Raw genomic sequence first — 23,225 nt, 5'->3', positions numbered from 1 at the left:
GTATACGACAAACCCCAAAGAAGGTGCGCTACCAGACTGCGCTATACCCCGGTTTTTCTTCCTCACTCAACTGCAACGACGGGCATTCTGCCATGTTCGGGCACCTGCTCTGCGAGCAGTCTGTTACTAGGCTCAGCTGCGCTTCGCCAAGTAACCCGGCCTCGAAACATGCGTTCCTCGGCGTTTGTCGTATACGACAAACCCCAAAGAAGGTGCGCTACCAGACTGCGCTATACCCCGGTTTCTCTTCTTCACTCAAAGCGGCGAGCCTTTGTGGCCGCAGCTGACTCGCCTCGGTGCGAAGTCGAGCGACCGACACGCAAACGTATCGGCTGGCGGCGGATTCTATCTGGTCGCCGGCCGGCATGCGAGCATCACCTGCAGACGGCGGGATTCGCCCTGCCAAATTGTGGCCCTTCGCGGAGCGTGCGAAAATCCGCGCACTTTTCCCAACCGCCTTGATGCCCATGGCCGCCCGCCTTATCGACGGCAAGCAGATCGCCCAGGATTTTCGTCATGCCGTACGCGATGCGGTCGACACACGCCTGGCGCGCGGACAGCGCGCGCCCGGGCTCGCCGTTATTCTTGTCGGTAGCGATCCGGCGTCCAAGATCTATGTCGGCAAGAAGATCGAGGCCTGCCAGCAGGCCGGGCTCGTGTCTCAGGCGGTCTATCCCGAAGCCGATATTTCGCAGGCCGAGCTGCTCGAGCTGATCGACCGGTTCAACGCCGACGATGAGATCGACGGCGTGCTCGTACAGCTTCCCCTGCCTGCGCATATCGATGCCACGAAAGTGATCGAGCGCGTGCGCCCCGACAAGGACGTCGACGGTTTTCATCCGTACAACGTGGGCCGGCTGGCACAGCGCGTGCCGCAGCTGCGCGCCTGCACCCCGCTGGGCATCGTGCGCCTGCTGGAATCGATCGACGAACCCTTTCGCGGCCGCCAGGCCGTGGTGGTGGGCGCTTCCAATATCGTCGGCCGGCCGATGGCGCTGGAATTCTTGCTCAAGGGCGCGACCACTACCGTTTGCCACCGATTTACCCGCGATCTCGAATACGAAGTCGGTCAGGCCGAAATCCTGGTGGTCGGCGTCGGCAAACCGGGCCTGATCAAGGGCGAATGGATCCGCGAAGGCGCCACCGTGATCGACGTCGGCATGAACCGGCTCGATTCCGGCAAGCTCGTGGGCGATGTCGAGTTCGACACCGCCGCCGAGCGCGCGGCATGGATCACGCCGGTGCCCGGCGGCGTCGGGCCGATGACCGTTGCCATGCTCATGAGCAACACCCTGCGCGCGGCCGAGCTGCGCGAACAGGCAGAACGGGCCGACTAGGCCGCGCTCAGCTGCGCCGCCAGAGCGTACCGTCGGGGCCGTCTTCCAATACGATGCCCTGGGCGGTCAGTTCGTCGCGAATCTCGTCGGCGCGGGCGAAATTCTTTTCGGCCCGCGCTTCGCGGCGCGCTTGGAGCATGGCCTCGATGGTGTCCGCGCTCAGATCGCCCTCTCCGGCCTGTCCCTGCAGAAACGCCTGCGGCGACTGTTCCAACAGGCCGATTCGCCCGGCCAGGGTGCGCAGGCGGGCTGCGATCGCGGCAGCGGTTTCTCGGTCCTCCTGTTTGAGTCGTTGGCAATCGCGCGCCATTTCGAACAGCACGGCGATGGCGGCCGGCGTATTCAGGTCATCGGCCATGGCATCGGTAAAGCGTGCTTCAAAGGCATCCGCGATATCGCTTTGCGCATCGCCGGGTTCAACGTCGCGCAGGGCCGTATAAAGCCGCGACAGCGCGCTGGTGGCGGCATCCATGGCATCGGCGTTATAGGCCAGCGGGCTGCGATAATGCGTCGACAGCACGAAGTAACGCACGGTTTCCGCGTCGTACTGGGCCAGCACGTCGCGAATGGTGAGGAAGTTGCCGAGCGACTTCGACATCTTCTCGTCGTCAACGGTTACGAAGCCGTTATGCATCCAGGTCGTGACATAGCGCTGGCCGGTCGCCGCCTCGCTCTGTGCGATCTCGTTTTCGTGGTGCGGGAACTGCAGGTCCAGCCCGCCGCCATGGATATCGAAACTCGCGCCCAGGCAATGGGTGGACATGGCCGAGCATTCGATATGCCAGCCGGGCCGGCCCGAGCCCCAGGGCGAATCCCAGCTCGGCTCTTCGGGCTTGGCCGCTTTCCAGAGTACGAAGTCGAGCGGATCGGTCTTGGCCTCGTTCACGGCAATCCGTTCGCCGGCGCGCAGATCGGGCAGACGCCGCCCGGAGAGCGCGCCATAGCTGTCGAACGTGCTCACGTCGTAGTAGACGTCGCCGTTGTCGCCGGCATAGGCCGCGCCGTTGTCGATCAAACGCTCGATCATGGCAATGATCTGGTCGACATGGCCGGTCGCGGTCGGCTCGAGCGTGGGCGCCGTCAGGCCGAGCGCGGCCTCGTCTTCGCGCATGAAGCGGGTGAAGCGCTCTGCGATCGCCTCGGGCGTATCGCCGGTTTCATTCGCGCGCTTGATGATCTTGTCGTCGATATCGGTGACGTTGCGTACATAGGTCACCCGCCAGCCCAGCGCACGCAGATAACGCACGAACATATCGAACACGATCATCACGCGCGCATGCCCAAGATGGCAATAGTCGTAAGCGGTTACACCACAAACATAAAGCCGCACATGATCCGGCTCCAGAGTCTTGAGGGGTTGGCGTTGGCCGCTGAGGCTGTCGTGCAGTTCAATCATGGGGCGAAAACGTCGATAGGTGAGACGAACCGAGCGCCACAGTCTACCGGCTCGCACAAGCCATGCGCCCGTGGCGGTCTGCGTATGCACTAATATGGAAGCCATGAAAACGATATTGGCCATCGTCGTGTTGGCCGTCGCCGGAATACTCACAGCCCTTGCGCTGGACCCGTATCGCGATGCGGCGTGCATGGTCGAGCGCGCAATCGATACGGTACGCGAGCAGCACGCCGGCTGGCATTGCCTGCATTACGCCGCGGCGCGCGACGACGCAGGCGCGCTTGTCACCGCGCTCGACGAGGGCCTGTCGGTAAACCTGCGCACGCCGGCCGGCCAGACCCCGCTCAATATCGCCGCCGAATACGGCAGCCTGAAGGTTGTACGCGCGCTGCTCCAACGCGACGCCCAGCTTGAAGCGCGCGACGGGCGCAACGGCTTCACCGCCCTGCACTGGGCCGCCGAGGCCTACCACCCGGCGATCGCGCGGGCACTGATCGCGGCCGGCGCCCAGCCCAATGCCGCCAACAAGTGGGAGCAGACACCACTCTGGGTCGCCGCCTGGCAGCCGCAACAGGGCAACACCGAAATCGCCCATATCCTGGTCGCCGCCGGAGCCGACCCCACTCGACCCGACCACAAGCACAACACCCCGCTTATCATGGCAGCGCGCTCGGGCCACCAACCGATGATCGGCTACCTGCTCGACCTGGGCGCCGATATCGAGGCCCGTAACGATCAGGGACGCACCGCGCTATTCCAGGCCGTGATCGGCGCCCATGAAAACGCGGTGCGCCTGTTGCTGGCCCGTGGCGCGAACCCGGAGGCTGGCGCCGGCGGCGTTGTGCCGCTGGCCTATGCGCTCAATCACGATCGGCGTGATATCGCGGCCCTGCTCGTTGGCAACGGCGCAAGCGGCTACAAACGCTATGCTGCCGATGCCGCCATGAAGCACGGGCGCCAGGCGCTGGCCGACGCGAACTTTGATCGCGCGATCGACCAGTTCAGTGCCGCCATCGCCCTGCAGGCCGACCGCGCCGAAGCCTACTACCGCCGGGGGGAGGCGTTTGCCGCCAAAGGCGAGCGCTCTCAGGCGGAACAGGACTACCGCCAGGCGACCGCCTTGAAACCCGCCCATGCCGCGGCACAGGAAGCGCTTGCCAGGCTCTACGTCGACGACGGCAACTACGAGCGCGCAATTGGCGCGCTCCAGCCGCTGCTGGAAAATCAGCCCGACAATCCGCGCGCGTTGTTCCTTATGGCTGAAAGCCGCGATGGGCTCGGCGACGTTACAAAAGCCAATGGCTACTTCGAACGCGCCTGCACACTGGGTTTTCAACCGGCCTGCGGACGCTGAAACCGGCCCGCCAACCCCGTGCTGACCTGCTAGCTAAAATGATCCCAGCCGCGCTCGCCATCGCGGCCCCACACCTGTCCGTTATCGTCGAACGCACGCAGGCCGGGCTGTTGCTCGATCGTGCCAATCACGGTCAGCGGACAGTCGAGCGCGGCCCGCGCTGCGTCGAGCCGGTCCTCGGCGAGGGTGATGCACAGCTCGTAATCGTCGCCGCCGGACCATTGCAGGCGGCGCCGGCTTTCCGCATCGCAGGCACGTGTCAGCGCAGCGGATGCTGGCAAGGCATCGATAGCCAGCCGCGCGCCTATCCCGCTGGCCGCGAGAATATGGCCCAGATCGGCCGCCAGGCCGTCGGATAGGTCGATCGCCGCGTTCGCCAGCCCGCGCAGCGCCGCGCCCGGCCGCCATTGCGGCCGCGCCAGACGGTCGATACAGAAGCGCTGGTCGTCGCTGGCGCGATCGCGCATGGGCCAGCACTGCAGCCCGAAGGCCGCGTCGCCGAGCGTGCCGGTCACGGCAATCAAATCGCCTACACGGGCGGCGCTGCGCCGCAGCGCCCGGCCGGCCGGCAGGCAGCCGATGGCGGTGATGGTGAGCGACAACTCGCCACGGGTGGTATCGCCGCCGACGATATCCACCGGGTGATCGCCGATCGCTGCGAGCGCGCCGTCGATCAGCGCATCGCACCAGTGGGCCGACAGCTTGGGCGCCGAGAGTGCGATCGTGACCCAGGCCGGGTCCGCCCCCATGGCCGCGAGATCAGAGAGGTTGACCGCGAGGGCCTTGTAGCCGATATCGAAGGCCGGCGTCTCGAACGGGAAATGACGCCCGGCGATGAGCGTATCGGTGGTAATCGCCAGCTCCTGGCCGGCGGGCGGCGCGATCAGCGCCGCGTCGTCGCCAATGCCCAACCGCGTATCGGCCCGACCGCTGTCCAGGCGTTGTGCAAGCCGCTCGATGAGCGCGAATTCACGCACGGAGCACCTTACTTGCGGGCGCCGACCTCGTTGGCGCGCAGGGAGCGGGCAGTCGCATCGAGAACGCCGTTGATGAAACGGTGCCCGTCGGTGGCCCCGAAGGTCTTGGCGAGATTGGTGGCTTCGTTGATGATCGCGGCAAACGGAATTTCGATACGGTCACGCAACTCGAAGGTGGCCAGCAGCAGGATCGCGTATTCCACCGGGTCCAGCTGTACCGCCGGCCGGCTCAGGTAAGGGTCGAAGGCGGCTTCGAGCGCGCTCACGTCGTAGACCACGCCGCGCAGCAGCGTCTCGAAATATTCGCGATCGAGTTCGCGCAGGCGCCCGGCCTGGGCAAACTGCAGAATCAGCTCGCCCAGATCGGTGCCGCTCATGCGCCATTGATAGATCGCCTGAACCGCGGCCATGCGCGCCCGAATCCTCGCCCCGCCGGGAACGCGCGCGGGGGTGGGGAGTTCGTCCTGCTCGGGGCGATCCTCTTCCTGCGATTCGTATTGAACCTGGTCGTCGCTGATGATCACGTGGTTACTCTCGACTCGCCTATTCCGCGATCATGCGCAGCAACGAGACCATCTCAACCACGGCACTCGCGGCTTCTGCGCCCTTGTTGTGGTCTTCGTCCGGCTGGGCACGCGCATCCGCCTGCTCCGCGTTGTCGGCGGTGATCACACCAAAACCTACCGGCACGCCGTATTCGAGTGCGGTGGCCGACAGACCCTTGGCACACTCGCCGGCGACGAAGTCGAAATGCGGCGTCTCGCCGCGGATCACCGCACCCAGCGCGATGATGCCGTCGTATTCATCGCGCTCGGCGAGGCGGTCGACCGCCAGCGGCAGCTCGAACGCGCCCGGGACCCGCACCAGCGTGATGTCGTTGTCATCCACGCCACAGTCGTTGAGCACGTCGAGCGCGCCGTCGACCAGGCGGTCGACGATGTCGTCGTTCCAGCGGGTACACACGATGGCGAGACGCAAGCCGTCGCCGTCGAATTCTCCTTGAATGCTGCGCATGATGGCGGCCCTTTTGATTCCGATCGATATTATTGCACGACGACCGCGGCTTATTCCGCGTCGTCGTTGCCTTGAAGGTATTCGACCACTTCCAGCCCGAAGCCGGAAATGCCCTGCAGGCGCATCGGTGCCGACAGCACGCGCATGCGGCGTACGCCGAGATCCGTGAGAATTTGCGCGCCCACGCCGTAAGTGCGCAGGATACGGCTTTCGTCGCCGACCCCGTCCGGGGCATGCGGCGGCACCTTGCCCTCGACGATACGGATACGCTCGATGAGCTCGCGCGCCGTTTCCGGCTTGCGCAGAACCACGACCACGCCACAGCCCTCTTCGGCCACGCGGGCCAGCGTATCCCGCAACGGCCAGCCAAAATCACCGTGGCGCACGCCGAGCATGTCGGCCAGGGTGTTGCGCACGTGCACACGCACCAGCGTCGGCGTTTCCGCGTCGATGGTGCCGCGCACCATGGCGAAATGCAGCACCTTGTCCACTTCGTCTTCGAATGAGTACAGCGTGAACGGGCCGAACTCGGTATCCACCTGCGACTCGGTCACCCGCACCACGGTTCGCTCGTGTTCGATGCGATAACGGATCAGATCGGCGATCGTGCCGAGCTTGATATCGTGCTCGGCCGCGAATGCTTCCAGGTCCGGCAACCGAGCCATGGTGCCGTCTTCGTTGAGGATTTCCACAATCACCGACGACGGCTCGAGGCCCGCAAGCCGGGCAAGATCGCAGCCCGCTTCCGTGTGCCCAGCGCGTGCCAGGGTGCCGCCGGGCTGCGACATCAGCGGAAAGATATGCCCCGGCTGAACCAGGTCCGAAGGCTGGGCATCGCGCTTGACCGCGGCACGAACGGTCTGGGCACGGTCGTGTGCCGAAATCCCGGTGGTCACGCCTTCGGCGGCCTCGATCGAGAGCGTGAAATTGGTCGACTGGGCTTCGTCGCTGGCGGCCACCATCAGCGGCAGATGCAGTTGGCGACAGCGCTCACGCGTGAGGGTCAAACAGATCAGCCCGCGGCCATAGCGGGCCATGAAGTTGATGTCTTCGGGGCGCACGCATTCGGCAGCCATGATCAGGTCGCCCTCGTTTTCGCGGTTGGCATCGTCGAGCATGATGACCATGCGTCCATTGCGCATGTCGTCGACGACGTCTTCGATCGGGCTGATGGCCATACCGGGCTCCTTGCAAGGGCGTTACGCGAACGCGAGAACAGGCGCGGCCTCGCACGCCGCGGCGCAGTCTAGCACCGCAGGCAACGATTGCCGCGCGGGCTGGTGACGAAAGGCGCTAGCGGGTTTCGACCAGGCGCGCGAGATAACGCGCGATGACGTCGATTTCCAGATTGACGCGGTCGCCCACCGCGCGCTCGCCCAGCGTCGTGTGCGACATCGTATGCGGCACGATATTCACCCCGAAACGATCGCCCTCGACCTCGTTGACGGTCAGGCTGATGCCATCGACGCACACCGACCCCTTGGGCGCGAAAAAACGGCTGAGATGGGGCGGTACCGAGAACACCAGCCGCCAGGAGCGCGCGTCCTGCTCACGCGCCTCCAGCACGCCGAAGCCGTCGACATGGCCGGACACCATATGCCCGCCCAGCGGTTCGCCCGCGCGCAGCGCGCCTTCGAGATTCACCGCGCTGCCCACCTCGAGCGCACCCAGCGTGGTCAGCGACAGGGTTTCTGTCGACACGTCGGCGGCAAACGTTGCGCCGTCAAGCGCGACCGCGGTCAGGCACACGCCATTCACCGCGATGCTGTCGCCGAGCGCTACTGTGCCCAGGTCCGTTTGCGCGGCGTCGATCACGATGCGCGTATCGCCGCCCTGGGCCTCGAGGGCCGCGACCCGGCCAAGGCCCTTGATGATGCCAGTAAACATAATCAGTCCTTTGTCGCTGTGCTCGGTCGCGCGGTGATACGCCAGTCGCGCCCGAGCGGCTCGACGCTATCGATGACAAGATTCGGCGCATCCGCCAGGGTGGCGATACCGGGCATGTGCAACAGCCCGCGCCCGCCGTCGCCCAGCAGCTTGGGCGCCATATAAATTACGTACTCGTCGACCAGCCCGGCATCCGCGAGCGCCCCGGCAAGCTGCGGGCCGGACTCGACCAGTACATCATTGATCTCGCGCTCGCCCAGATCGGCAAGCACCGCAGGCAAATCGAGTCCGTCTTTGTCCGAGCCGAGCGTTACGATCTCGGCACCGGCCTGTTCGAGCAGGTCAATGCGCTCGCGATCGGTGCAGGCGGTATAGACCAGCACCTTGGAAGCCGTTTCGAACAGCCGCGCGGACGGCGTGATTTGCAGGCGGGTATCCAGCACCGCTGGCAGCGGCTGTGGCCACTGCCCTTTCAGGCGCACGTTCAGGCCGGGATCGTCGGCCACGAGCGTACCGCGACCGACCATCACCACGCCGCTTTCCGCGCGCAGCCGATGCACGTCTTCACGGGCCACGTCGCCGGTAATCCACTGGCTCGTGCCGTCGGCGGCCGCGGTACGGCCGTCAAGGCTCATGGCCAGCTTCACGCGCACCCGCGGGCGGCTTTCGCGCATACGCTTTTCAAAGCCGGGGTTGAGTGCACGGCAGCGATCGGCCACGACGTCGGTGATGACCTCGATACCCGCCTCGCGCAGACGACCGATGCCCTGGCCATTGACCTGCGGATTCGGGTCGGTCGCGCCCACCACCACGCGCTCCACGCCGGCTTCGATCAGCGCATCGACACAGGGCGCGGTGCGTCCCGTATGGCTACAGGGTTCCAGAGTCACATAGGCCGTCGCCCCGCGCGCGCTCGCGCCGCGCCGCGCGACGTCGGCCAGGGCCGCCTTTTCGGCATGATCTTCGCCGGCCCGTTCGTGCCAGCCTTCGCCGATCACGGTTTCGCCGCGTACGATCACACAGCCCACGCGCGGATTGGGCCGGGTCGTATACCAACCACGCCGCGCCAGCTCAATCGCGCGCTGCATGAAAAAGGCGTGTACCGCCCTGCGAACACTGACCGTACTCACGATCGACCGCGCTCGCCGCCGGCGGCGCTATCGATCAGCGACAGCTGGCCATCGCCGCGACCCGGCGTCGCTTCCAGCCGCTCGATCTCCTCGCGGAACGCCTGCACGTCCTCGAAACGCCGGTACACCGAAGCAAAGCGCACGAACGCCACCTGATCGAGCTCGCGCAGCTCTTCCATCACCCACTCGCCGAGTTGGCGCGACGCCACCTCGCGCTCGGCGTCGGTACGCAGCCGCTGGAGAATATGACTGATGGCGGTATCGATCGCCTCGGCTGCCACCGGCCGCTTGTAGAGCGCGCGGGTAATGCCCTGGCGCAATTTGGCCTCGTCGAACGGCTCAGGCGTACCGTCGTTCTTGACGATGCGCGGCAGCACCAGTTCCGCCGTCTCGAAGGTGGTAAAGCGCGCACCGCACGCCGGGCATTCCCGGCGCCGACGCACCTGGCTGCCCTCGGCGGCCAGGCGCGAGTCGACCACGCGCGTCGCGCGCTCGTCACAGAACGGACACTGCATCAGCCGTTTCCTCGCAGCCCTGTGCCCCGATCAGGCCGCGCCGCGCGCCGCCGTGCGATACACCGGATAACGCGCGCACAGCTCGTTGACCTGGGTACGCACACGTTCGGCCTCGCCGGCGACATCGCCGCCCGCGGACAGCGTGTCCAGCACATCGCAGATCCAGGTCGCGATCTGACGCATATCGTCTTCGCCAAAGCCGCGCGTGGTGGCCGCCGGCGTGCCGATACGCAGCCCCGAGGTCACGAACGGCGAGCGCGGGTCGTTGGGTACGGCGTTCTTGTTGGCCGTGATATGGGCCTTGCCGAGCCATTCCTCGGCGTCCTTGCCGGTGATGTCCTGCTTGACCAGACTCACCAGCATCAGATGGTTATCGGTACCGCCCGAAACCACGTGGTAACCACGGTCGATGAACACCTGCGCCATGGCCTTGGCGTTGGCCACGATCTTGCGCGCGTAGGTTTCGAAGTCGCTTTCCAGCGCTTCCTTGAAGGCCACCGCCTTGGCCGCGATCACGTGCATGAGCGGCCCACCCTGGGTACCCGGGAAGACCGCGCTGTTGAGCTTCTTGTAGAGCTTCTCATCGCCGGTCGCAGACAGGATCAAGCCGCCGCGCGGGCCACGCAGCGTTTTATGCGTGGTGGTGGTCACCACATGGGCATGCGGCAACGGGCTCGGATACTGGCCGGTGGCAACCAGGCCCGCGACGTGCGCCATATCGACCAGCAGCCAGGCACCCACCGAGTCCGCAATCTTGCGCATGCGCGCCCAGTCGATATGGCGCGAGTAGGCCGAAAAACCGCCGATGAGCATCTTCGGCTTGTGTTCGTCGGCCAGACGCTGGATTTCGTCGTAATCCAGCTCCCCGGTTTCGGCGTCCAGACCGTACTGGACGGCGTTGTAGTTCTTGCCCGAGAAATTGGGCGCCGCGCCGTGGGTCAGATGGCCGCCGGCATCGAGGCTCATGCCGAGAATGGTATCGCCCGGCTTGACCAGGGCCAGATAGACCGCGGCGTTCGCCTGGGCGCCGGAATGCGGCTGCACGTTGGCAAAGTCGCAGCTAAAGAGCTTGCAGGCGCGATCGATGGCGAGCTGTTCGGCGATGTCCACATGCTCGCAGCCACCGTAGAAGCGCTTGCCGGGATAGCCCTCGGCATACTTGTTGGTCAGCAGGCTGCCCTGCGCCTGCATCACGCGCGGGCTGGTGTAGTTCTCGGAGGCAATCAGCTCGATATGGTCTTCCTGACGCTGATCCTCGTCGGCCATGGCGGCAGCCAGTTCCGGGTCGAATTCGGCGATGCCCTGTGCGGAGTCAAACATGTTCGAATGCTCGGGTTGAAGTACGAAAAATGCACCGCGACGGCGACGCGCTTGGCGCTCACCGACACGTTTTCGGAGCTTATACGGGCGCATAGTGTAGCGCAGACGCGCTGCCGACCCCAGATATGGTGTCGGCGCAGCGCTAAGCCGTGATCTCGAGCATCAGATCAAGCGCAGCCTTGGCCTCACGCGCCTCGTCGGCGTCGACCTTGATCTGGTTGACGACGTGCCCTTCGGCCAGGTTCTCCATGACCCAGGCCAAGTGCTGCGGATCGGTCCGGAACATGGTCGAACACATGCACACCACCGGCGACATGAACTGCACCTTCACGCCCTTTTCCGCCATTTCGTGATGCAAGCGGTTGACCAGATTCAACTCTGTGCCCACCAGCCAGTGGCTACCCGGCTCGCTCGCCCGCACCGTCTTGAGAATGGTTTCCGTGGAACCCACCACGTCCGAGGCCTGGCAGACCTCGAAAGCATTCTCGGGGTGAGAAATAACCCGGCCGTTCGGATGGGCTTCGCGAAACTTCTTGATGTGGTTGGGATGAAACATCTGGTGAACCGAGCAAAAGCCCTTCCAGAGAATCATCTTCGCGCCGCGAATCTCGTCCGCGCTCAAACCGCCCATCGGCTTGTCGTAGTCCCAGACCACCATTTCGTCGAGGGCGATACCCATGTCGTAGGCGGTATTGCGACCCAGATGCTGGTCGGGGAAGAACAGGACTTTCTCGCGGCGCGAGAACGACCAGTCCAGCACGCCGCGCGCGTTCGACGACGTGCAGACGATGCCCCCATGACGGCCGCAGAATGCCTTCAGGTCGGCCGCGGAATTGATGTAGGTGACCGGGGTGATGGTTTCTTCCGGTTCCAGCACAGTCGCGAGTTCGCGCCAGGCCCGCTCGACGTTGCGAAGGTTGGCCATATCCGCCATCGAACAGCCGGCGGCCATGTCGGGGAGGATGACCGTCTGGTCGTCGCGCGACAGGATGTCGGCCACCTCGGCCATGAAATGCACGCCGCAGAACACGATGTACTCGGCATCAGATTGCGCCGCCTGGGCCGATAGTTTCAGCGAGTCTCCGGAAAAATCGGCATGCGCAAAAACTTCATCACGCTGGTAATGATGGCCGAGGATCGCGCAGCGCGAGCCGAGCGCTTCCTTGGCGGCACGAATACGCGCGTCGCAGGTCGCATCGTCGTAACGCGCGAAATCCTGCAAGGCCAGAGCGGTTGCGGACATGCTTTTGATAAGTCGGCGAATCGTTTCGAAAATGTACCACAACGAAGGCTGCAAGTCGGCGGCCACCCACATACATCTATAATGGCGCCATGAATAACCACGACCGCCAATGGCTCGCGCGCGCCTCCCACCGTCTGCTGCGACCGCTGGTGCGCATCATGCTCGCTCAGGGCATTGCGCACCGCGACTTCGACGCGATCGTGCGCGCGGTTTATGCAGAGGTGGCGCGAGAGTCGTTCACACCCGCAGGCAAACGGGCAACGGATTCGCATGTGGCGGTTGTGACCGGCCTCACCCGCAAGGAAGTCAAGCGCCTGCGCGAGCAAAGCGATTCGCACTACGACGCCGGCACCTGGGGCGGCGCGAACCGGGCCACCCGCGTGCTTTCCGGCTGGCACCGCGACCCCGACTTCACCGACGACGAAGGCGCGCCGCGGCCGCTAGTTCTCGATGACGACATCGAAGGCTTCACCGCGCTGGTACGCCGCTACAGCGGCGATATTCCGGTGATGGCCATTCTCGACGAACTCGAACGGGTGCACTCGGTGGCGCGCGATGCCGAAGGTCGTGTGCAGGTCCTCAATCGTGCCTATGTGCCCGGCACCGGGGATTCGGAACGTATTCGCATGCTGGGCTCGGCAGGTCACGACCTGCTGTCGACCCTCGAGCACAATCTTTCGTCGGGCGAGGACAAAAAACCGCGGTTCCAGCGCACGGTATTCAATATGCGAGTCAACAAGCGCGTTTTGCCCGTATTCCATCGCCTCATCTCGCAACAAGCACAACAGCTTCTCGAAACACTCGACGACTGGCTCGAGCGCCACGAAGTCGACGAAAAAGATCACGACACCGCGTGCACGCGCGCCGGCGTCGGCATCTATTATTTCGAGGACAAGGGGGAGACTACAGATGACGACCAGCCCGAATAACAAAACGCATCGCGCCAGCCGTGTCGGCCTGGCGCTCGCCGGCGTGCTCGCAATCGTCGTGTCGGCTGGCTGCGGCGGCAGCGATGACGCGGGCGGTGGTCGCCAGGCCGGCATCGAGGGCACCGGCATCGTGTCGGGTTTCGGCAGCGTCTATATCGACGGCACCGAGTTCGATACCGATGCGGCCACCATCCGATTCGTTGGCGAAGACGTGCCGGTATCGCGGCTCAGTGTCGGCGATCGTGTTGCCGTGACCGGCACCCTGGATCGCGACGGCAACGCACGTGCCGAACGTATCGTTTTCCAGCGCACCCTCGACGGCCCCATCGAGCGTATCGAAACCGACGGTGAGCGGGGCACCCTGGTGGCGCTTGAACAGACGGTGCATTTCGATGGCGATACCGTGTTCGTGAACACGCCCGCGGCCGAGCTCGCAGTCGGCGACCTGATCGCGGTAAGCGGTTTCACCCAAACCGAGAATCGCGTACAGGCCGAGTCGATACGCCAGAGCGAAACCGGTTTCGTACCCAACGACTCGACCCTGGAGATCGAAGGCCGGGTCGATCGCATCGACGGCACACAGCTGGCGGTTGGCGACCAGACGATCGATTTCGCCAACGCCGAGGTCCGCCCGGCCGGTGCGACGCTGAATACCAACAGCCGTATCGAAGCCTTCGGCACGCGCGGCGCATCGCGCAGCGACGCGCTGATCGCCAGCCGTATCAACATAACCTCGCTCAACACCGCGCCCGCGGGCCGGCAGATGCTCGTAGGCGCCGCGATCGACGATTATTCCAGCGCGTCGGATTTCGTGGCCGGCAACTGGCGCATCGATGCGAGCGGTGCCCAGCGACTCGACGACGGCACGACCGCACTCGCCCCCGGCGTGGTGGTGAGCGTGCGCGGCGTGTTCGAAAATAACCGGGTCAAGGCCCGTACGCTACGGGTGGAGCCACGCTCGAATGCCATGCTCGAGGCCCGTATCGAGTCGACCGACGCCGACAGCCTTACCCTGCTGGGACGCACCATCGGCGTCAGCGCCGACACCGGCTATATCGACAATAGTGCAACCGGCGATCGCACCCTGCGTCTCGATACGCTCGCACCGGGCGATCCGGTACGTGTACAGGCCTATGTGGATGGGGACGACAATACGGCGACCGCCCGGAGTATCGAGCGCGTATCGGCCGACCAGGCCGACGCCGCCGCTATCGCAGGCGCCGTTACGAGCACGGCGCGCAGCGGCACAGGCGCGACACTTGTGGTGGCCGGGGTGAGCGCCCGGCTCGACGACGCCACCACGAGCTATCAGGACGCCAACGGCAACGCCGTCGAGGCCCAGACCTTCTATAACGCGGTGGACGCCGGGGCGCGCGTGCGGCTTACCGGACCGCAGAACGGCGATCGGATCAGCATCGTGCGTCGTGCCCGGATTCTGCTTGACGCTGCCGGCTGAACCCGGCCCCCGGGCGGCCGCGCCGGATAGGACGCGCCATGAAAAAGGCCGGATCGGGAATCCCCGATCCGGCCCGTAACGACGCGGGTCCAGCGCGACGCTAGTTGCTGTCGTTGTCACCCGTCGTCGAGGACTCGAACGACACGGTCGGACCGCTTATCGGCAAGCCGTCGCCGATAAGCAGATCGGTACCGGTACCGTTGACCTCACGCAGCACGAAGGTGGCCTCGCCTTCGCCCATCATGTCGTTGCCCGGCTGATTGATCTTGACACGACGATCGCTGTCACTATCGCTACAGGCGGTGAGCATCAGCACCAGGGCACCGGCGATCAGCAGATACTGGGTGCGCCGACGCACGCCGCCCACCGAAACCAGCCCCAGCAGCGCCAGCAGCCCGCCGCCGGCATAGAGCGACGTGGACAGCGGCACGGCAGCGGCAACCCGGTCGACCCGCTCGGCGACGATGAAGTAGCTGACGCTGTCGCTGGCGGACAGGCTCTGCCCGCCCCCGTTGAAGGTCACGGTGAAGTCGTAGCCTTCATCGAGCGTTGCGCTACCGACAGACATGTCGCTGCCCATGTCGTAGCGACCGTTGTCGTTGCTGTCGGCATAGACCGTGAGGCGGATATCGCTTGGGTCGATGCCGGCCGGCAGCCGGTCGTCGCGATTCACGTAGCCGGAGAAGCCGCCAATGGTCACGGCGGTGTCGCTGCTGTTCGCCAGACGCACGCCCAGGACCACCGCATCGGCGTTGTCCGCGCCGATCACCGCCGAACCGAGATTGAGGCGCGTTGCCTGAACCACCGGATCGTCGGTGAGCTCGAACGCGCCGCTATCGCAGTCGCCCGTGCCGTTATTCGGATCGACGGCATCGAAACCGCGCTCGGCACCGCGCTGGTCGGTATCGGTGGCGGCACAATCGGCGTTGGTATCCAACGCAGCGCTGTCCATGGCCAGCGGCTGGGTTGCAGTCGGCCCGCCATACAGGCGATACGCGCCGTTAAAGGCGACGTCGCCGGTGACGTTGCCGTTCGCCTCACCTGCCGTCACGCCGCTGCCCAGATCCGGGCTGTTACCGGACACGAGGCTGTTGTTGACGATTATGGAACTGCCGGCACCGTCAACCGCGAACACGCCGCTGCCCTGGTTACGCGTCACGCTGACGTAATCGAGCGTGATGGTGCCACCCGCGCCGTCAAGATAAACGCCGGCACCGCGGGTCGCGCTGTTTTGTGCCACCGTGCTGTTGTCGACATCGAGCGTGCCCGCACCCGAGTTCCAGAGCCCACCGCCTTCCACGGCCTTGTTGTTGCCCACGCTGGAGTCGACGATCGTGGTCGAGCCGCTGCCGCCGATATGCAGACCGCCGCCGTTGCCGGGGTTGGCGCCGGCGTCGTTGCCGTCGGCACTCGCCGTGCCACCCAGGGTGACCTCGGTCAGCGTCACATTGGCGCCCGCGTTCTCGATGCCGCCACCGGCACGCTGGGACGTATTACCCGAGATACGCGTATCGGTGATGTTCGCGGTCGCGTTCGGGCTGACCAGAATACCGCCGCCCGAGCCGGCCGTACCGGAGGCGCGATTCATTGCGATACGGCTTGCGGTAATCGTGAGCGTACCGCTATCGCCCATGTCGTTGCCTTCGGCATAGATGCCGCCCCCACCCTGGGTCGCATCAGCGCCGGTGGCTTCATTGTTGACGATGGCAACACCGTCGAGCGTCATCGTGCCCTGGTTATTCCAGAATGCGCCGCCTTCGACCGCGGTGTTGCGCGCGAATACGCCGCCGGTCACATTGACGTCGCCGTCGCCGGTCACGTGCAGAAAGCCACCGTTGCCGGGGCTTGCGCCGGCGTCGTTGCCGGTAGCCGTCACGTTGTCCAGCGTGGTGGTGCTGCCTGCCAGCACTTCGATGCCACCACCGGCACGCCGGGCGGTGTTCATGCGAAACACCGAATCGGAGATCGTCAGCGTTGTCCCGTCACCGGTCAGAATGGCGCCGCCCGAGGCGGAGCTTTCGCTATCGTCCGGACTGCCGGCCTTGTTGGACACGAACGTGGCATCGGATACCACCACCGTGCCGTTGGCACCGCCGACCTGACCGAAGATCGCGCCGCCGCCCATATCGGCTTCGGTGCCGTTGGCCCGATTTTCCATGAAGCTTGCGCCCGACACGGTCAGGGTGCCGCCGTTGTTCCAGAGCGCCCCGCCTTCCTCGGCGATATTGGCGTTGAACGTACCGCCGTTGACAACGATATCGCCACTGCCGGTCACATGCAGCGCACCGCCGTTACCGGGATTCATGCCCGCGTTGTTGCCGCTGAAGTTGACGTTATTGAGCGTCACGCGGACGTTGTCGTTGGCCGTGTCGTCATCGCCGCCGGCGGCCGTCGCGCCCGACGCTTCTTCGATGGCGCCGCCGGCTCGATCGGCGCTGTTGTTGTTCATGGCGCCGCCGTTGACCGTCAGCACGCCGCCGTCGTCGTTGAGAATGGCGCCGCCGGAGCGCGCATCCGCATCGCCGCCGGCCGTGGTGGCCGCGCCGTTGACCAGCGTCAGACCGTTGAGCGTGAGGTTGCCCTGGTTGGTGAAGATACGGCTTTGATTGTTGCCGTCGATGGTCACGCCCGCAGAATCATCCGCGTCGTCTGAATCGTCACCGGCCATGCCGATGGTCAGCGTCGAACCGGCGACGATGGTCGGCAGCGCCGTGCCGCCGAGCGTGATCGTCGATCCGGCAACGTTGTTGCCGAAAACGATGGTGTCGTTCATATCGTCGCCCGCGGTGCAGCCGGCGACCATTTCATTCTGGTTCGCTGCGGCGATTGCATCGCGCAGCGTGCATTGGCCGTCGCTGGATGCGTCACCGGAGGCGTTGACGGTGATGCTCGCAGCCATCGCACCGGGTGCGACGACCGCCAGCGACGTGCCGATGAGTGCGAGACGTACCTGCTGCCGCAGACGCCCGCCAACTCGGTTAGGAATTCTCATAGCTGGGTTCCCCTTGCCATTGGCGCGGTGGGCGCGCCTCCCGCATTTTAGGATTTTTATCCCAAAACACGGCTCGAGACTCTCCCGCCTGCCCGGTCAACGTCAAAACCAGCTGCCAGATACAACAAAGCCGGCGACCGCTCGAGGCGGCGCCGGCTTGTAGGACCAACAGTTTTTGCGGTTCGTCGCTGGGCGCGCTAGCTGCCCTTCGCCCCGTTGGCGTCGCCGGTTGCGCGCAATCGAATGCCCAGTTCACGCAGCTGGGCGTTGTCGGCCAGGCCCGGCGCCCCGGTGAGCAGATCGGTCGCGGTCTGCGTCTTGGGAAACGCAATGACCTCGCGAATGGAATCGGCCCCGGCCATGAGCATCACCAGCCGGTCGAGTCCGAAGGCAATACCGGCATGCGGCGGCGCGCCGAACTTGAGCGCTTCCAGCAGGAAGCCGAACTTCTCTTCGGCATCCTCGCGGGAAATGCCGAGCACGTCGAAGGCGGCCTGCTGCATCGCCGGTGTATGGATACGCACCGAGCCGCCGCCGATCTCGGTACCGTTGAGCACCATGTCGTAAGCCTGCGAAAGCGCATTCTTGGGGTCGTTGCGCAGCGCCTCGGCATCGTTGACCGCCGGCGCGGTAAACGGATGATGCAGTGCATCCCAGCGCTTGGCTTCGGGGTCGTACTCGAACATGGGCCAATCGACCACCCACAGCGGTGCCCAGTCGCCTTCCACACGACCCAGATCGTGGCCCAGGCGAACCCGCAGAGCACCCAGGGCATCATTGACGACGGTTGCGGTATCGGCGCCGAAGAACAGCAGGTCGCCGTCGGCCGCGCCGCTGCGCGTCATGATGCCATCGACCGCTTCGTCGGACAGGAACTTCAGAATCGGCGAGGCCAGGCCCTCGCGGCCAGCTGCGGTGTCGTTGACCTTGACGTAGGCCAGGCCCTTGGCGCCGTAGCGACCGACGAACTCGGTATAGCCGTCGATCTGCTTGCGCGTGAGGCTTGCCCCGCCCGGCACGCGCATGACCGCAACCCGGCCGGTGTCGCTGTTGGCCGGACCGGAAAACACCTTGAAGTCGGCATCGGCCACCAGATCGGCGATATCGACCAGCTCCAGATCGATACGCAGATCCGGCTTGTCGGAGCCGAAGCGGCGCATGGCCTCTTCGTAGCTCATGCGCGGGAACGGATCGGGCAGCTTGACGTCGAGCACGTCCGCGAACAGCGACCGAATCATGGTTTCGTTGATTGCCATGATGTCGTCGGCGTCGACGAACGAGGCCTCGATATCGATCTGGGTGAACTCGGGCTGGCGATCGGCGCGCAGATCCTCGTCACGAAAACAGCGCGCGATCTGATAGTAGCGATCCATGCCTGCCACCATCAGCAGCTGCTTGAACAGCTGCGGCGACTGCGGCAACGCAAAGAAATGGCCGGGCTGGGTACGGCTGGGCACGAGGTAGTCGCGCGCGCCTTCCGGGGTGGCCCGGGTAAGAATCGGGGTTTCGATGTCCAGAAAACCCAGCTCGTCGAGTGCATGACGCACCGCGCGCGTGACCTGGGCACGCAGCTGCATGTGTCGCTGCATGCGCGGCTTGCGCAGCTCGACATAGCGATAGCGCAGACGCGCGGCGTCGCCCACGTTCTCGGTGTCGTCGAGCTGCAGCGGCGGCGTTTCCGAGGCGTTGAGCACGGTCAGCGCGGTCGTATAGACCTCGATTTCGCCCGAGGCCAGATTCTTGTTAACCGTGCCCTCGGGACGAGCGCGCACGCGCCCGGTCACCTGGATCACGTACTCGCTGCGCAGCTTCTCGGCTTCGGCAAAGGTATCCGGTTCGTCCGGATCGAACACGACCTGGATCAGACCGCTACGATCACGCAGGTCGACAAAGATCACCCCGCCGTGGTCGCGGCGGCGATGCACCCAGCCGCAGACGGTGATTTCGCTGTCGATGGCAGCGGCGTTTACGTCGCCGCTGTAGTGGGATCGCATCATGGCTATCGTCTTCGAGGTGTGCAAAAGAGCGCGAGTCTAGCAAGAGGCAGCGCCTGGCCGGTACCCGCCAGAAAATTGAACGCGGCAGGCGCTTGCAAGCGAACCGCCATGATCGCACCCCGGCCACGCGCGGCCGGGGCACTCCAATGGCTAGCTGCCGGCGTTCGAGGACGAGGTCGTGCTGGCCTTGTTCGTCGACTTGGACGCCGCGCTATCCGACTTCTTATCGCTGGCGGCCGGCTTCGACGACGTCGCGGACGTATCCGACTTGGCGCTGTCGCTGGTGCTGCTGCTCGCGGACGTCGCGCTGGACGACTTCGAGGTCTTGTCCTCGCCGCCGGCGATATTGCGCTTGCCGTCCGACTTGAAGTCGGTTTCATACCAGCCGCCGCCGGCCAGACGAAAACCGGCCGCGGAGATCTTGCGCTTGAGCTCCGGCGTCTCACAGGCCGGACACTCGGTCAGCGGGTCTTCCGACAACCGCTGGAGCCGTTCAAGTTCATGGCCGCAATTGCGGCAGACATATTCGTAGATGGGCATGCTCGAAAACCCTGCGAGGCCAATAACGGCGCGTATTTTATACGACGTGACGCGTTGCGCCACTGGCCGCGGAGCGACCAATGCCGTAGTAGGTGAAGCCAGCCTGGGCGACATACGACGGCTTGTAGATATTGCGCCCATCGACCAGCACCGGCTCGCGCATGCGCTGGGCGATATCCGCGAAGTCCGGGGTGCGGAAAATATGCCATTCGGTGACCAGTACCAGCGCGTCGGCGTCTTCCACTGCCTGTTCGGCCGTATCGCAGAGCGTCAGATCGTCGCGCTCGCCGTAAATGCGCCGGGTTTCCTTCATCGCTTCCGGATCGTAGGCGCGAACGCTTGCCCCGGCCGCCCATAGCGCTTCCATGAGCGTGCAGCTCGGCGCTTCGCGCATGTCGTCGGTATTCGGCTTGAAGGCCAGCCCCCAGATCGCGATGGTCTTGCCGGCCAGGTCGCCGAAGTGGGCGGCCAGCTTATCGAACAGCACCTGCTTCTGGCGATCGTTGACCCGCTCTACGGCGTTGATGATCTCGGTGTCGTAGCCGAGCTTGCCGGCGGTCTGTGCCAGCGCGCGCACATCCTTGGGAAAGCAGGACCCCCCGAAGCCGCAGCCCGGATAGATGAAGTGGTAGCCGATGCGATGGTCCGCGCCAATGGCCTTGCGCACCTGTTCGATATCGGCGTCCACGCGATCTGCGACCTGCGACAGCTCATTCATGAGGCTGATCTTTGTGGCCAGCACGATATTGGCCGCGTACTTGGTCAATTCGGCCGAACGGATATCCATGACGATGGTGCGATCGTGCTGACGATTGAACGGCGCATAGAGCGCGCGCAGGTGCTCGGCCGCGCGGTCGCTGTCCACGCCCACGACCACGCGATCGGGTTTCATGAAGTCTTCGACCGCGGCGCCCTCTTTCAGGAACTCCGGGTTCGAGGCCACGTCGAACTCGACGTCCACGCCGCGCTGGCGCACGGCTTCGGCCAGCGCGTCGCGCACCTTGTCTGCCGTACCCACCGGCACCGTCGACTTCGTGATTACCAACCGATAGTCATCCATATGCGCGCCGATGGTCGCCGCGACCTTGAGCACGTATTGCAGGTCGGCGCTGCCGTCCTCGTCCGGCGGCGTGCCCACGGCAATGAATTGCAGGGTGCCGTGCGCAACGGCCTCGGCAGCGTCGGTGGTAAAGCGCAGTCGCCCCGCGCGTACGTTGTCATGCACGATCTGTTCGAGGCCCGGCTCGAAAATCGGGATCTCGCCCTGCGTCAGTCGCGCGATCTTGGCTTCATCGATATCCACGCATACAACGTGGTTGCCGCTCTGAGCGAGACAGGCCCCGGTCACAAGACCGACATAACCGGTTCCGAATATCGTGATACGCACACTGACCCCTTGACTGCTTGGTTTGGCGAGTCGAATGACCCGGGAACGCCGCGATTATGCGCAACAAGGCCGGTTGTTGCGAGCGCCTGCCGAGCGCCCAGACATAAAAAAAGGGCCAGGCCGACTGGCCTGACCCTCGATTTGATTCTGGTGGGCGGTACTAGGTTCGAACTAGTGACCCCTGCCGTGTGAAGACAGTGCTCTACCGCTGAGCTAACCGCCCGGTTCGCTTTGCGAGCGCGCAGAGTCTAGTGCGCAAGCCATAACGGGTCAACGAATAAATCACGACGATGCGATGCTAGAATCCGCGCAGCCAAGGAACTATCACCCTCGAAGCCGGGAGCCCGGATGCAACTCATCGATCTGCAAGCCCAGTACCAGCGCATTAAACCGGATGTGGACGCGCGCATTCAGGCAGTTCTCGATCATGGCCGCTATGTCATGGGCCCCGAAGTGGAAGCCCTGGAAACGCGTCTGGCCGAATACGTCGGCATCGAGCATTGCATCGCACTGTCCAGCGGCACCGACGCCCTGCTCGTGGCCATGATGGCGCTGGAAATCGGCCCCGGCGATGAAGTGATCACCACCCCGTTCACCTTCATCGCCACCGGCGAGATGATCGGCCTGCTCGGGGCGACGGCCGTGTTCGTGGATATCGATCCGGATACCTACAACATCGACGCCGCGCTTATCGAAGAAAAGATTACCGATCGTACCAAGGCGATCGTGCCGGTCAGCCTGTTCGGTCAGACCGCGGATATGGACGCCATCAACGCGATCGGCGAACGCCACGGCGTGCCGGTGATCGAAGACGCCGCGCAGAGCTTTGGCGCCACCTATAAAGGCAAACGCTCCTGCGGCCTGTCACCGATCGCGGCCACCTCCTTCTTCCCGGCCAAGCCCCTGGGCTGTTACGGCGATGGCGGCGCCGCGTTCACCCACGATGCCGCTCTGGCCGAACGCATGCGCGAGCTGCGCAACCATGGCCAGAATGCCCCCTATCAACACCCGCGCCTGGGCATCAACGGCCGGCTGGATACCATTCAGGCGGCGGTGCTGCTGGCGAAGATGGAAGTCTTCGACGACGAGGTCGCCCGGCGTGCCGAAGTGGGCACCCGTTATGCCGAGCTGCTCGAGGGCGTGGTCCATACGCCGGTACTCGGCGCCGACTGCACGAGCGTCTATGCCCAGTACACCATCGAGGTCGACGATCGCGACCGGGTACGACAGTCGCTCAACGAGGCGGGTATTCCCAATGCGGTGTATTACCCGGTGCCGCTGAACCGTCAGCCGCCCCTGTATTCGGACGTGGCCATCCCGAAGTCCGAGCGTGCGGCCGAACGGGTACTCAGCCTGCCCATGCATCCGTATCTGGAAAAGGCCGATCAGCAACGCGTAGCCGAGGCACTGAAAAACGCATTAAAAAAATAATGCGATAGAGGTTGGCAAGCCGCACGCCAATCTCTACAATACGCCCTCGCTGCACATCAGGGGCCATAGCTCAGCTGGGAGAGCGCAACACTGGCAGTGTTGAGGTCGGCGGTTCGATCCCGCCTGGCTCCACCAAAAAAGTGTCCCCATCGTCTAGAGGCCTAGGACACTGCCCTTTCACGGCAGCGACAGGGGTTCGAATCCCCTTGGGGACGCCATAACGGAAGCCGCCGGTCGATGATCGGCGGCTTTTTTTTGGTCACGGCCCGGCAATGGGCTCGCGAGGGCTGCACAGGCCACGCATAATTGTCGGTCTCATC

19 protein-coding genes and 3 tRNA genes are annotated in these 23,225 nt (G+C 64.7%); 7 read left to right on the top strand and 15 right to left on the bottom strand.

What is annotated here, in order from left to right:
* Nucleotides 1–467 precede the first annotated feature (467 nt).
* Nucleotides 468–1,337: a bifunctional methylenetetrahydrofolate dehydrogenase/methenyltetrahydrofolate cyclohydrolase FolD gene (folD, locus tag ABNU97_RS11610; protein ID WP_348766865.1), complete on the top strand. Its 870-nt coding sequence runs from the start codon at nucleotides 468–470 to the stop codon at nucleotides 1,335–1,337.
* Between the two features lie 7 nt (nucleotides 1,338–1,344).
* Here folD and cysS read toward each other — a convergent pair whose 3' ends face one another.
* Nucleotides 1,345–2,733 (bottom strand): cysteine--tRNA ligase, encoded by a 1,389-nt coding sequence (gene cysS, locus ABNU97_RS11605; protein WP_348766864.1) that lies wholly within the window; start codon nucleotides 2,731–2,733, stop codon nucleotides 1,345–1,347.
* 103 nt (nucleotides 2,734–2,836) lie between these two features.
* On the opposite strand from cysS, the gene ABNU97_RS11600 reads away from it, so the two are divergent.
* Nucleotides 2,837–4,087, top strand: a complete 1,251-nt coding sequence (locus tag ABNU97_RS11600) for an ankyrin repeat domain-containing protein (protein WP_348766863.1) — start codon at nucleotides 2,837–2,839, stop codon at nucleotides 4,085–4,087.
* Nucleotides 4,088–4,116: 29 nt separating this feature from the next.
* Here ABNU97_RS11600 and thiL read toward each other — a convergent pair whose 3' ends face one another.
* From thiL to nadA, 9 genes are all read right to left on the bottom strand, one after another.
* Nucleotides 4,117–5,064: a thiamine-phosphate kinase gene (thiL, locus tag ABNU97_RS11595; protein WP_348766862.1), complete on the bottom strand. Its 948-nt coding sequence runs from the start codon at nucleotides 5,062–5,064 to the stop codon at nucleotides 4,117–4,119.
* Between the two features lie 8 nt (nucleotides 5,065–5,072).
* Complete coding sequence (gene nusB / locus ABNU97_RS11590; RefSeq protein WP_348766867.1) at nucleotides 5,073–5,486, bottom strand: transcription antitermination factor NusB; 414 nt, start codon at nucleotides 5,484–5,486, stop codon at nucleotides 5,073–5,075.
* A gap of 121 nt (nucleotides 5,487–5,607) precedes the next feature.
* Complete coding sequence (gene ribH / locus ABNU97_RS11585) at nucleotides 5,608–6,078, bottom strand: 6,7-dimethyl-8-ribityllumazine synthase (RefSeq protein ID WP_348766861.1); 471 nt, start codon at nucleotides 6,076–6,078, stop codon at nucleotides 5,608–5,610.
* Between the two features lie 50 nt (nucleotides 6,079–6,128).
* Nucleotides 6,129–7,256 (bottom strand): bifunctional 3,4-dihydroxy-2-butanone-4-phosphate synthase/GTP cyclohydrolase II, encoded by a 1,128-nt coding sequence (ribBA, locus tag ABNU97_RS11580; RefSeq protein ID WP_348766860.1) that lies wholly within the window; start codon nucleotides 7,254–7,256, stop codon nucleotides 6,129–6,131.
* Nucleotides 7,257–7,371: 115 nt separating this feature from the next.
* On the bottom strand, nucleotides 7,372–7,965 hold the full coding sequence (locus tag ABNU97_RS11575; protein ID WP_348766859.1) for a riboflavin synthase: 594 nt from the start codon (nucleotides 7,963–7,965) through the stop codon (nucleotides 7,372–7,374).
* 2 nt (nucleotides 7,966–7,967) lie between these two features.
* Nucleotides 7,968–9,053, bottom strand: coding sequence for a bifunctional diaminohydroxyphosphoribosylaminopyrimidine deaminase/5-amino-6-(5-phosphoribosylamino)uracil reductase RibD (gene ribD, locus ABNU97_RS11570; protein WP_348766858.1), 1,086 nt, complete (start codon nucleotides 9,051–9,053; stop codon nucleotides 7,968–7,970).
* A 38-nt stretch (nucleotides 9,054–9,091) separates the two neighbouring features.
* A complete protein-coding gene (gene nrdR / locus ABNU97_RS11565; RefSeq protein WP_293627349.1) occupies nucleotides 9,092–9,610 on the bottom strand; it encodes a transcriptional regulator NrdR in 519 nt (172 codons plus the stop codon).
* Between the two features lie 30 nt (nucleotides 9,611–9,640).
* On the bottom strand, nucleotides 9,641–10,930 hold the full coding sequence (gene glyA / locus ABNU97_RS11560; RefSeq protein ID WP_348766857.1) for a serine hydroxymethyltransferase: 1,290 nt from the start codon (nucleotides 10,928–10,930) through the stop codon (nucleotides 9,641–9,643).
* A 142-nt stretch (nucleotides 10,931–11,072) separates the two neighbouring features.
* Nucleotides 11,073–12,173, bottom strand: coding sequence for a quinolinate synthase NadA (gene nadA / locus ABNU97_RS11555; RefSeq protein ID WP_348766856.1), 1,101 nt, complete (start codon nucleotides 12,171–12,173; stop codon nucleotides 11,073–11,075).
* An 89-nt stretch (nucleotides 12,174–12,262) separates the two neighbouring features.
* Between nadA and ABNU97_RS11550 the strand changes: the two genes are divergently transcribed.
* On the top strand, nucleotides 12,263–13,102 hold the full coding sequence (locus ABNU97_RS11550; RefSeq protein WP_348766855.1) for a DUF6502 family protein: 840 nt from the start codon (nucleotides 12,263–12,265) through the stop codon (nucleotides 13,100–13,102).
* Nucleotides 13,083–14,558, top strand: a complete 1,476-nt coding sequence (locus ABNU97_RS11545) for a DUF5666 domain-containing protein (protein WP_348766854.1) — start codon at nucleotides 13,083–13,085, stop codon at nucleotides 14,556–14,558. The genes ABNU97_RS11550 and ABNU97_RS11545 overlap by 20 nt, the downstream gene beginning before the upstream one ends.
* 100 nt (nucleotides 14,559–14,658) lie before the next feature.
* Here the strand turns inward: ABNU97_RS11545 and ABNU97_RS11540 are convergent, their stop codons facing one another.
* The 5 genes from ABNU97_RS11540 to ABNU97_RS11520 form a co-directional block, all read right to left on the bottom strand.
* Nucleotides 14,659–17,550: a choice-of-anchor Q domain-containing protein gene (locus ABNU97_RS11540; RefSeq protein ID WP_348766853.1), complete on the bottom strand. Its 2,892-nt coding sequence runs from the start codon at nucleotides 17,548–17,550 to the stop codon at nucleotides 14,659–14,661.
* Between the two features lie 197 nt (nucleotides 17,551–17,747).
* Nucleotides 17,748–19,544: an aspartate--tRNA ligase gene (gene aspS, locus ABNU97_RS11535; protein ID WP_348766866.1), complete on the bottom strand. Its 1,797-nt coding sequence runs from the start codon at nucleotides 19,542–19,544 to the stop codon at nucleotides 17,748–17,750.
* Between the two features lie 153 nt (nucleotides 19,545–19,697).
* Nucleotides 19,698–20,087, bottom strand: coding sequence for a zinc ribbon domain-containing protein (locus ABNU97_RS11530; RefSeq protein ID WP_348766852.1), 390 nt, complete (start codon nucleotides 20,085–20,087; stop codon nucleotides 19,698–19,700).
* Between the two features lie 37 nt (nucleotides 20,088–20,124).
* The gene (locus tag ABNU97_RS11525; protein WP_348766851.1) at nucleotides 20,125–21,474 is read right to left on the bottom strand and encodes a UDP-glucose/GDP-mannose dehydrogenase family protein; all 1,350 of its coding nucleotides are present in this window, start codon (nucleotides 21,472–21,474) and stop codon (nucleotides 20,125–20,127) included.
* A gap of 148 nt (nucleotides 21,475–21,622) precedes the next feature.
* Nucleotides 21,623–21,697: transfer RNA gene (locus ABNU97_RS11520), tRNA-Val, on the bottom strand.
* Between the two features lie 125 nt (nucleotides 21,698–21,822).
* Between ABNU97_RS11520 and ABNU97_RS11515 the strand changes: the two genes are divergently transcribed.
* The 3 genes from ABNU97_RS11515 to ABNU97_RS11505 all read left to right on the top strand — a co-directional run bounded on the left by ABNU97_RS11515 (nucleotide 21,823) and on the right by ABNU97_RS11505 (nucleotide 23,123).
* On the top strand, nucleotides 21,823–22,905 hold the full coding sequence (locus ABNU97_RS11515; protein WP_348766850.1) for a DegT/DnrJ/EryC1/StrS family aminotransferase: 1,083 nt from the start codon (nucleotides 21,823–21,825) through the stop codon (nucleotides 22,903–22,905).
* A 59-nt stretch (nucleotides 22,906–22,964) separates the two neighbouring features.
* Nucleotides 22,965–23,040 (top strand) — tRNA-Ala (locus ABNU97_RS11510).
* 7 nt (nucleotides 23,041–23,047) lie between these two features.
* Nucleotides 23,048–23,123: transfer RNA gene (locus ABNU97_RS11505), tRNA-Glu, on the top strand.
* Nucleotides 23,124–23,225 lie beyond the last annotated feature (102 nt).

The sequence above is a fragment of the uncultured Salinisphaera sp. genome (assembly GCF_964012375.1).
In the GTDB taxonomy this organism is placed as follows: Bacteria; Pseudomonadota; Gammaproteobacteria; order Nevskiales; family Salinisphaeraceae; genus Salinisphaera.
This window is presented reverse-complemented; position numbering and strand designations above follow the sequence as displayed.

Bases quoted from the DNA above. Each gene is read 5' to 3' on its own strand.
- aspS (WP_348766866.1), bottom strand. From the start codon at position 19,544: ATGCGATCCCACTACAGCGGCGACGTAAACGCCGCTGCCATCGACAGC.
- glyA (WP_348766857.1), bottom strand. From the start codon at position 10,930: ATGTTTGACTCCGCACAGGGCATCGCCGAATTCGACCCGGAACTGGCT.
- ABNU97_RS11545 (WP_348766854.1), top strand. From the start codon at position 13,083: ATGACGACCAGCCCGAATAACAAAACGCATCGCGCCAGCCGTGTCGGC.
- ribD (WP_348766858.1), bottom strand. From the start codon at position 9,053: ATGCAGCGCGCGATTGAGCTGGCGCGGCGTGGTTGGTATACGACCCGG.
- ABNU97_RS11530 (WP_348766852.1), bottom strand. From the start codon at position 20,087: ATGCCCATCTACGAATATGTCTGCCGCAATTGCGGCCATGAACTTGAA.
- ABNU97_RS11550 (WP_348766855.1), top strand. From the start codon at position 12,263: ATGAATAACCACGACCGCCAATGGCTCGCGCGCGCCTCCCACCGTCTG.
- folD (WP_348766865.1), top strand. From the start codon at position 468: ATGGCCGCCCGCCTTATCGACGGCAAGCAGATCGCCCAGGATTTTCGT.
- nrdR (WP_293627349.1), bottom strand. From the start codon at position 9,610: ATGCAGTGTCCGTTCTGTGACGAGCGCGCGACGCGCGTGGTCGACTCG.
- ABNU97_RS11575 (WP_348766859.1), bottom strand. From the start codon at position 7,965: ATGTTTACTGGCATCATCAAGGGCCTTGGCCGGGTCGCGGCCCTCGAG.
- ABNU97_RS11540 (WP_348766853.1), bottom strand. From the start codon at position 17,550: ATGAGAATTCCTAACCGAGTTGGCGGGCGTCTGCGGCAGCAGGTACGT.
- ABNU97_RS11600 (WP_348766863.1), top strand. From the start codon at position 2,837: ATGAAAACGATATTGGCCATCGTCGTGTTGGCCGTCGCCGGAATACTC.
- cysS (WP_348766864.1), bottom strand. From the start codon at position 2,733: ATGATTGAACTGCACGACAGCCTCAGCGGCCAACGCCAACCCCTCAAG.
- ribH (WP_348766861.1), bottom strand. From the start codon at position 6,078: ATGCGCAGCATTCAAGGAGAATTCGACGGCGACGGCTTGCGTCTCGCC.
- ribBA (WP_348766860.1), bottom strand. From the start codon at position 7,256: ATGGCCATCAGCCCGATCGAAGACGTCGTCGACGACATGCGCAATGGA.
- ABNU97_RS11515 (WP_348766850.1), top strand. From the start codon at position 21,823: ATGCAACTCATCGATCTGCAAGCCCAGTACCAGCGCATTAAACCGGAT.
- nadA (WP_348766856.1), bottom strand. From the start codon at position 12,173: ATGTCCGCAACCGCTCTGGCCTTGCAGGATTTCGCGCGTTACGACGAT.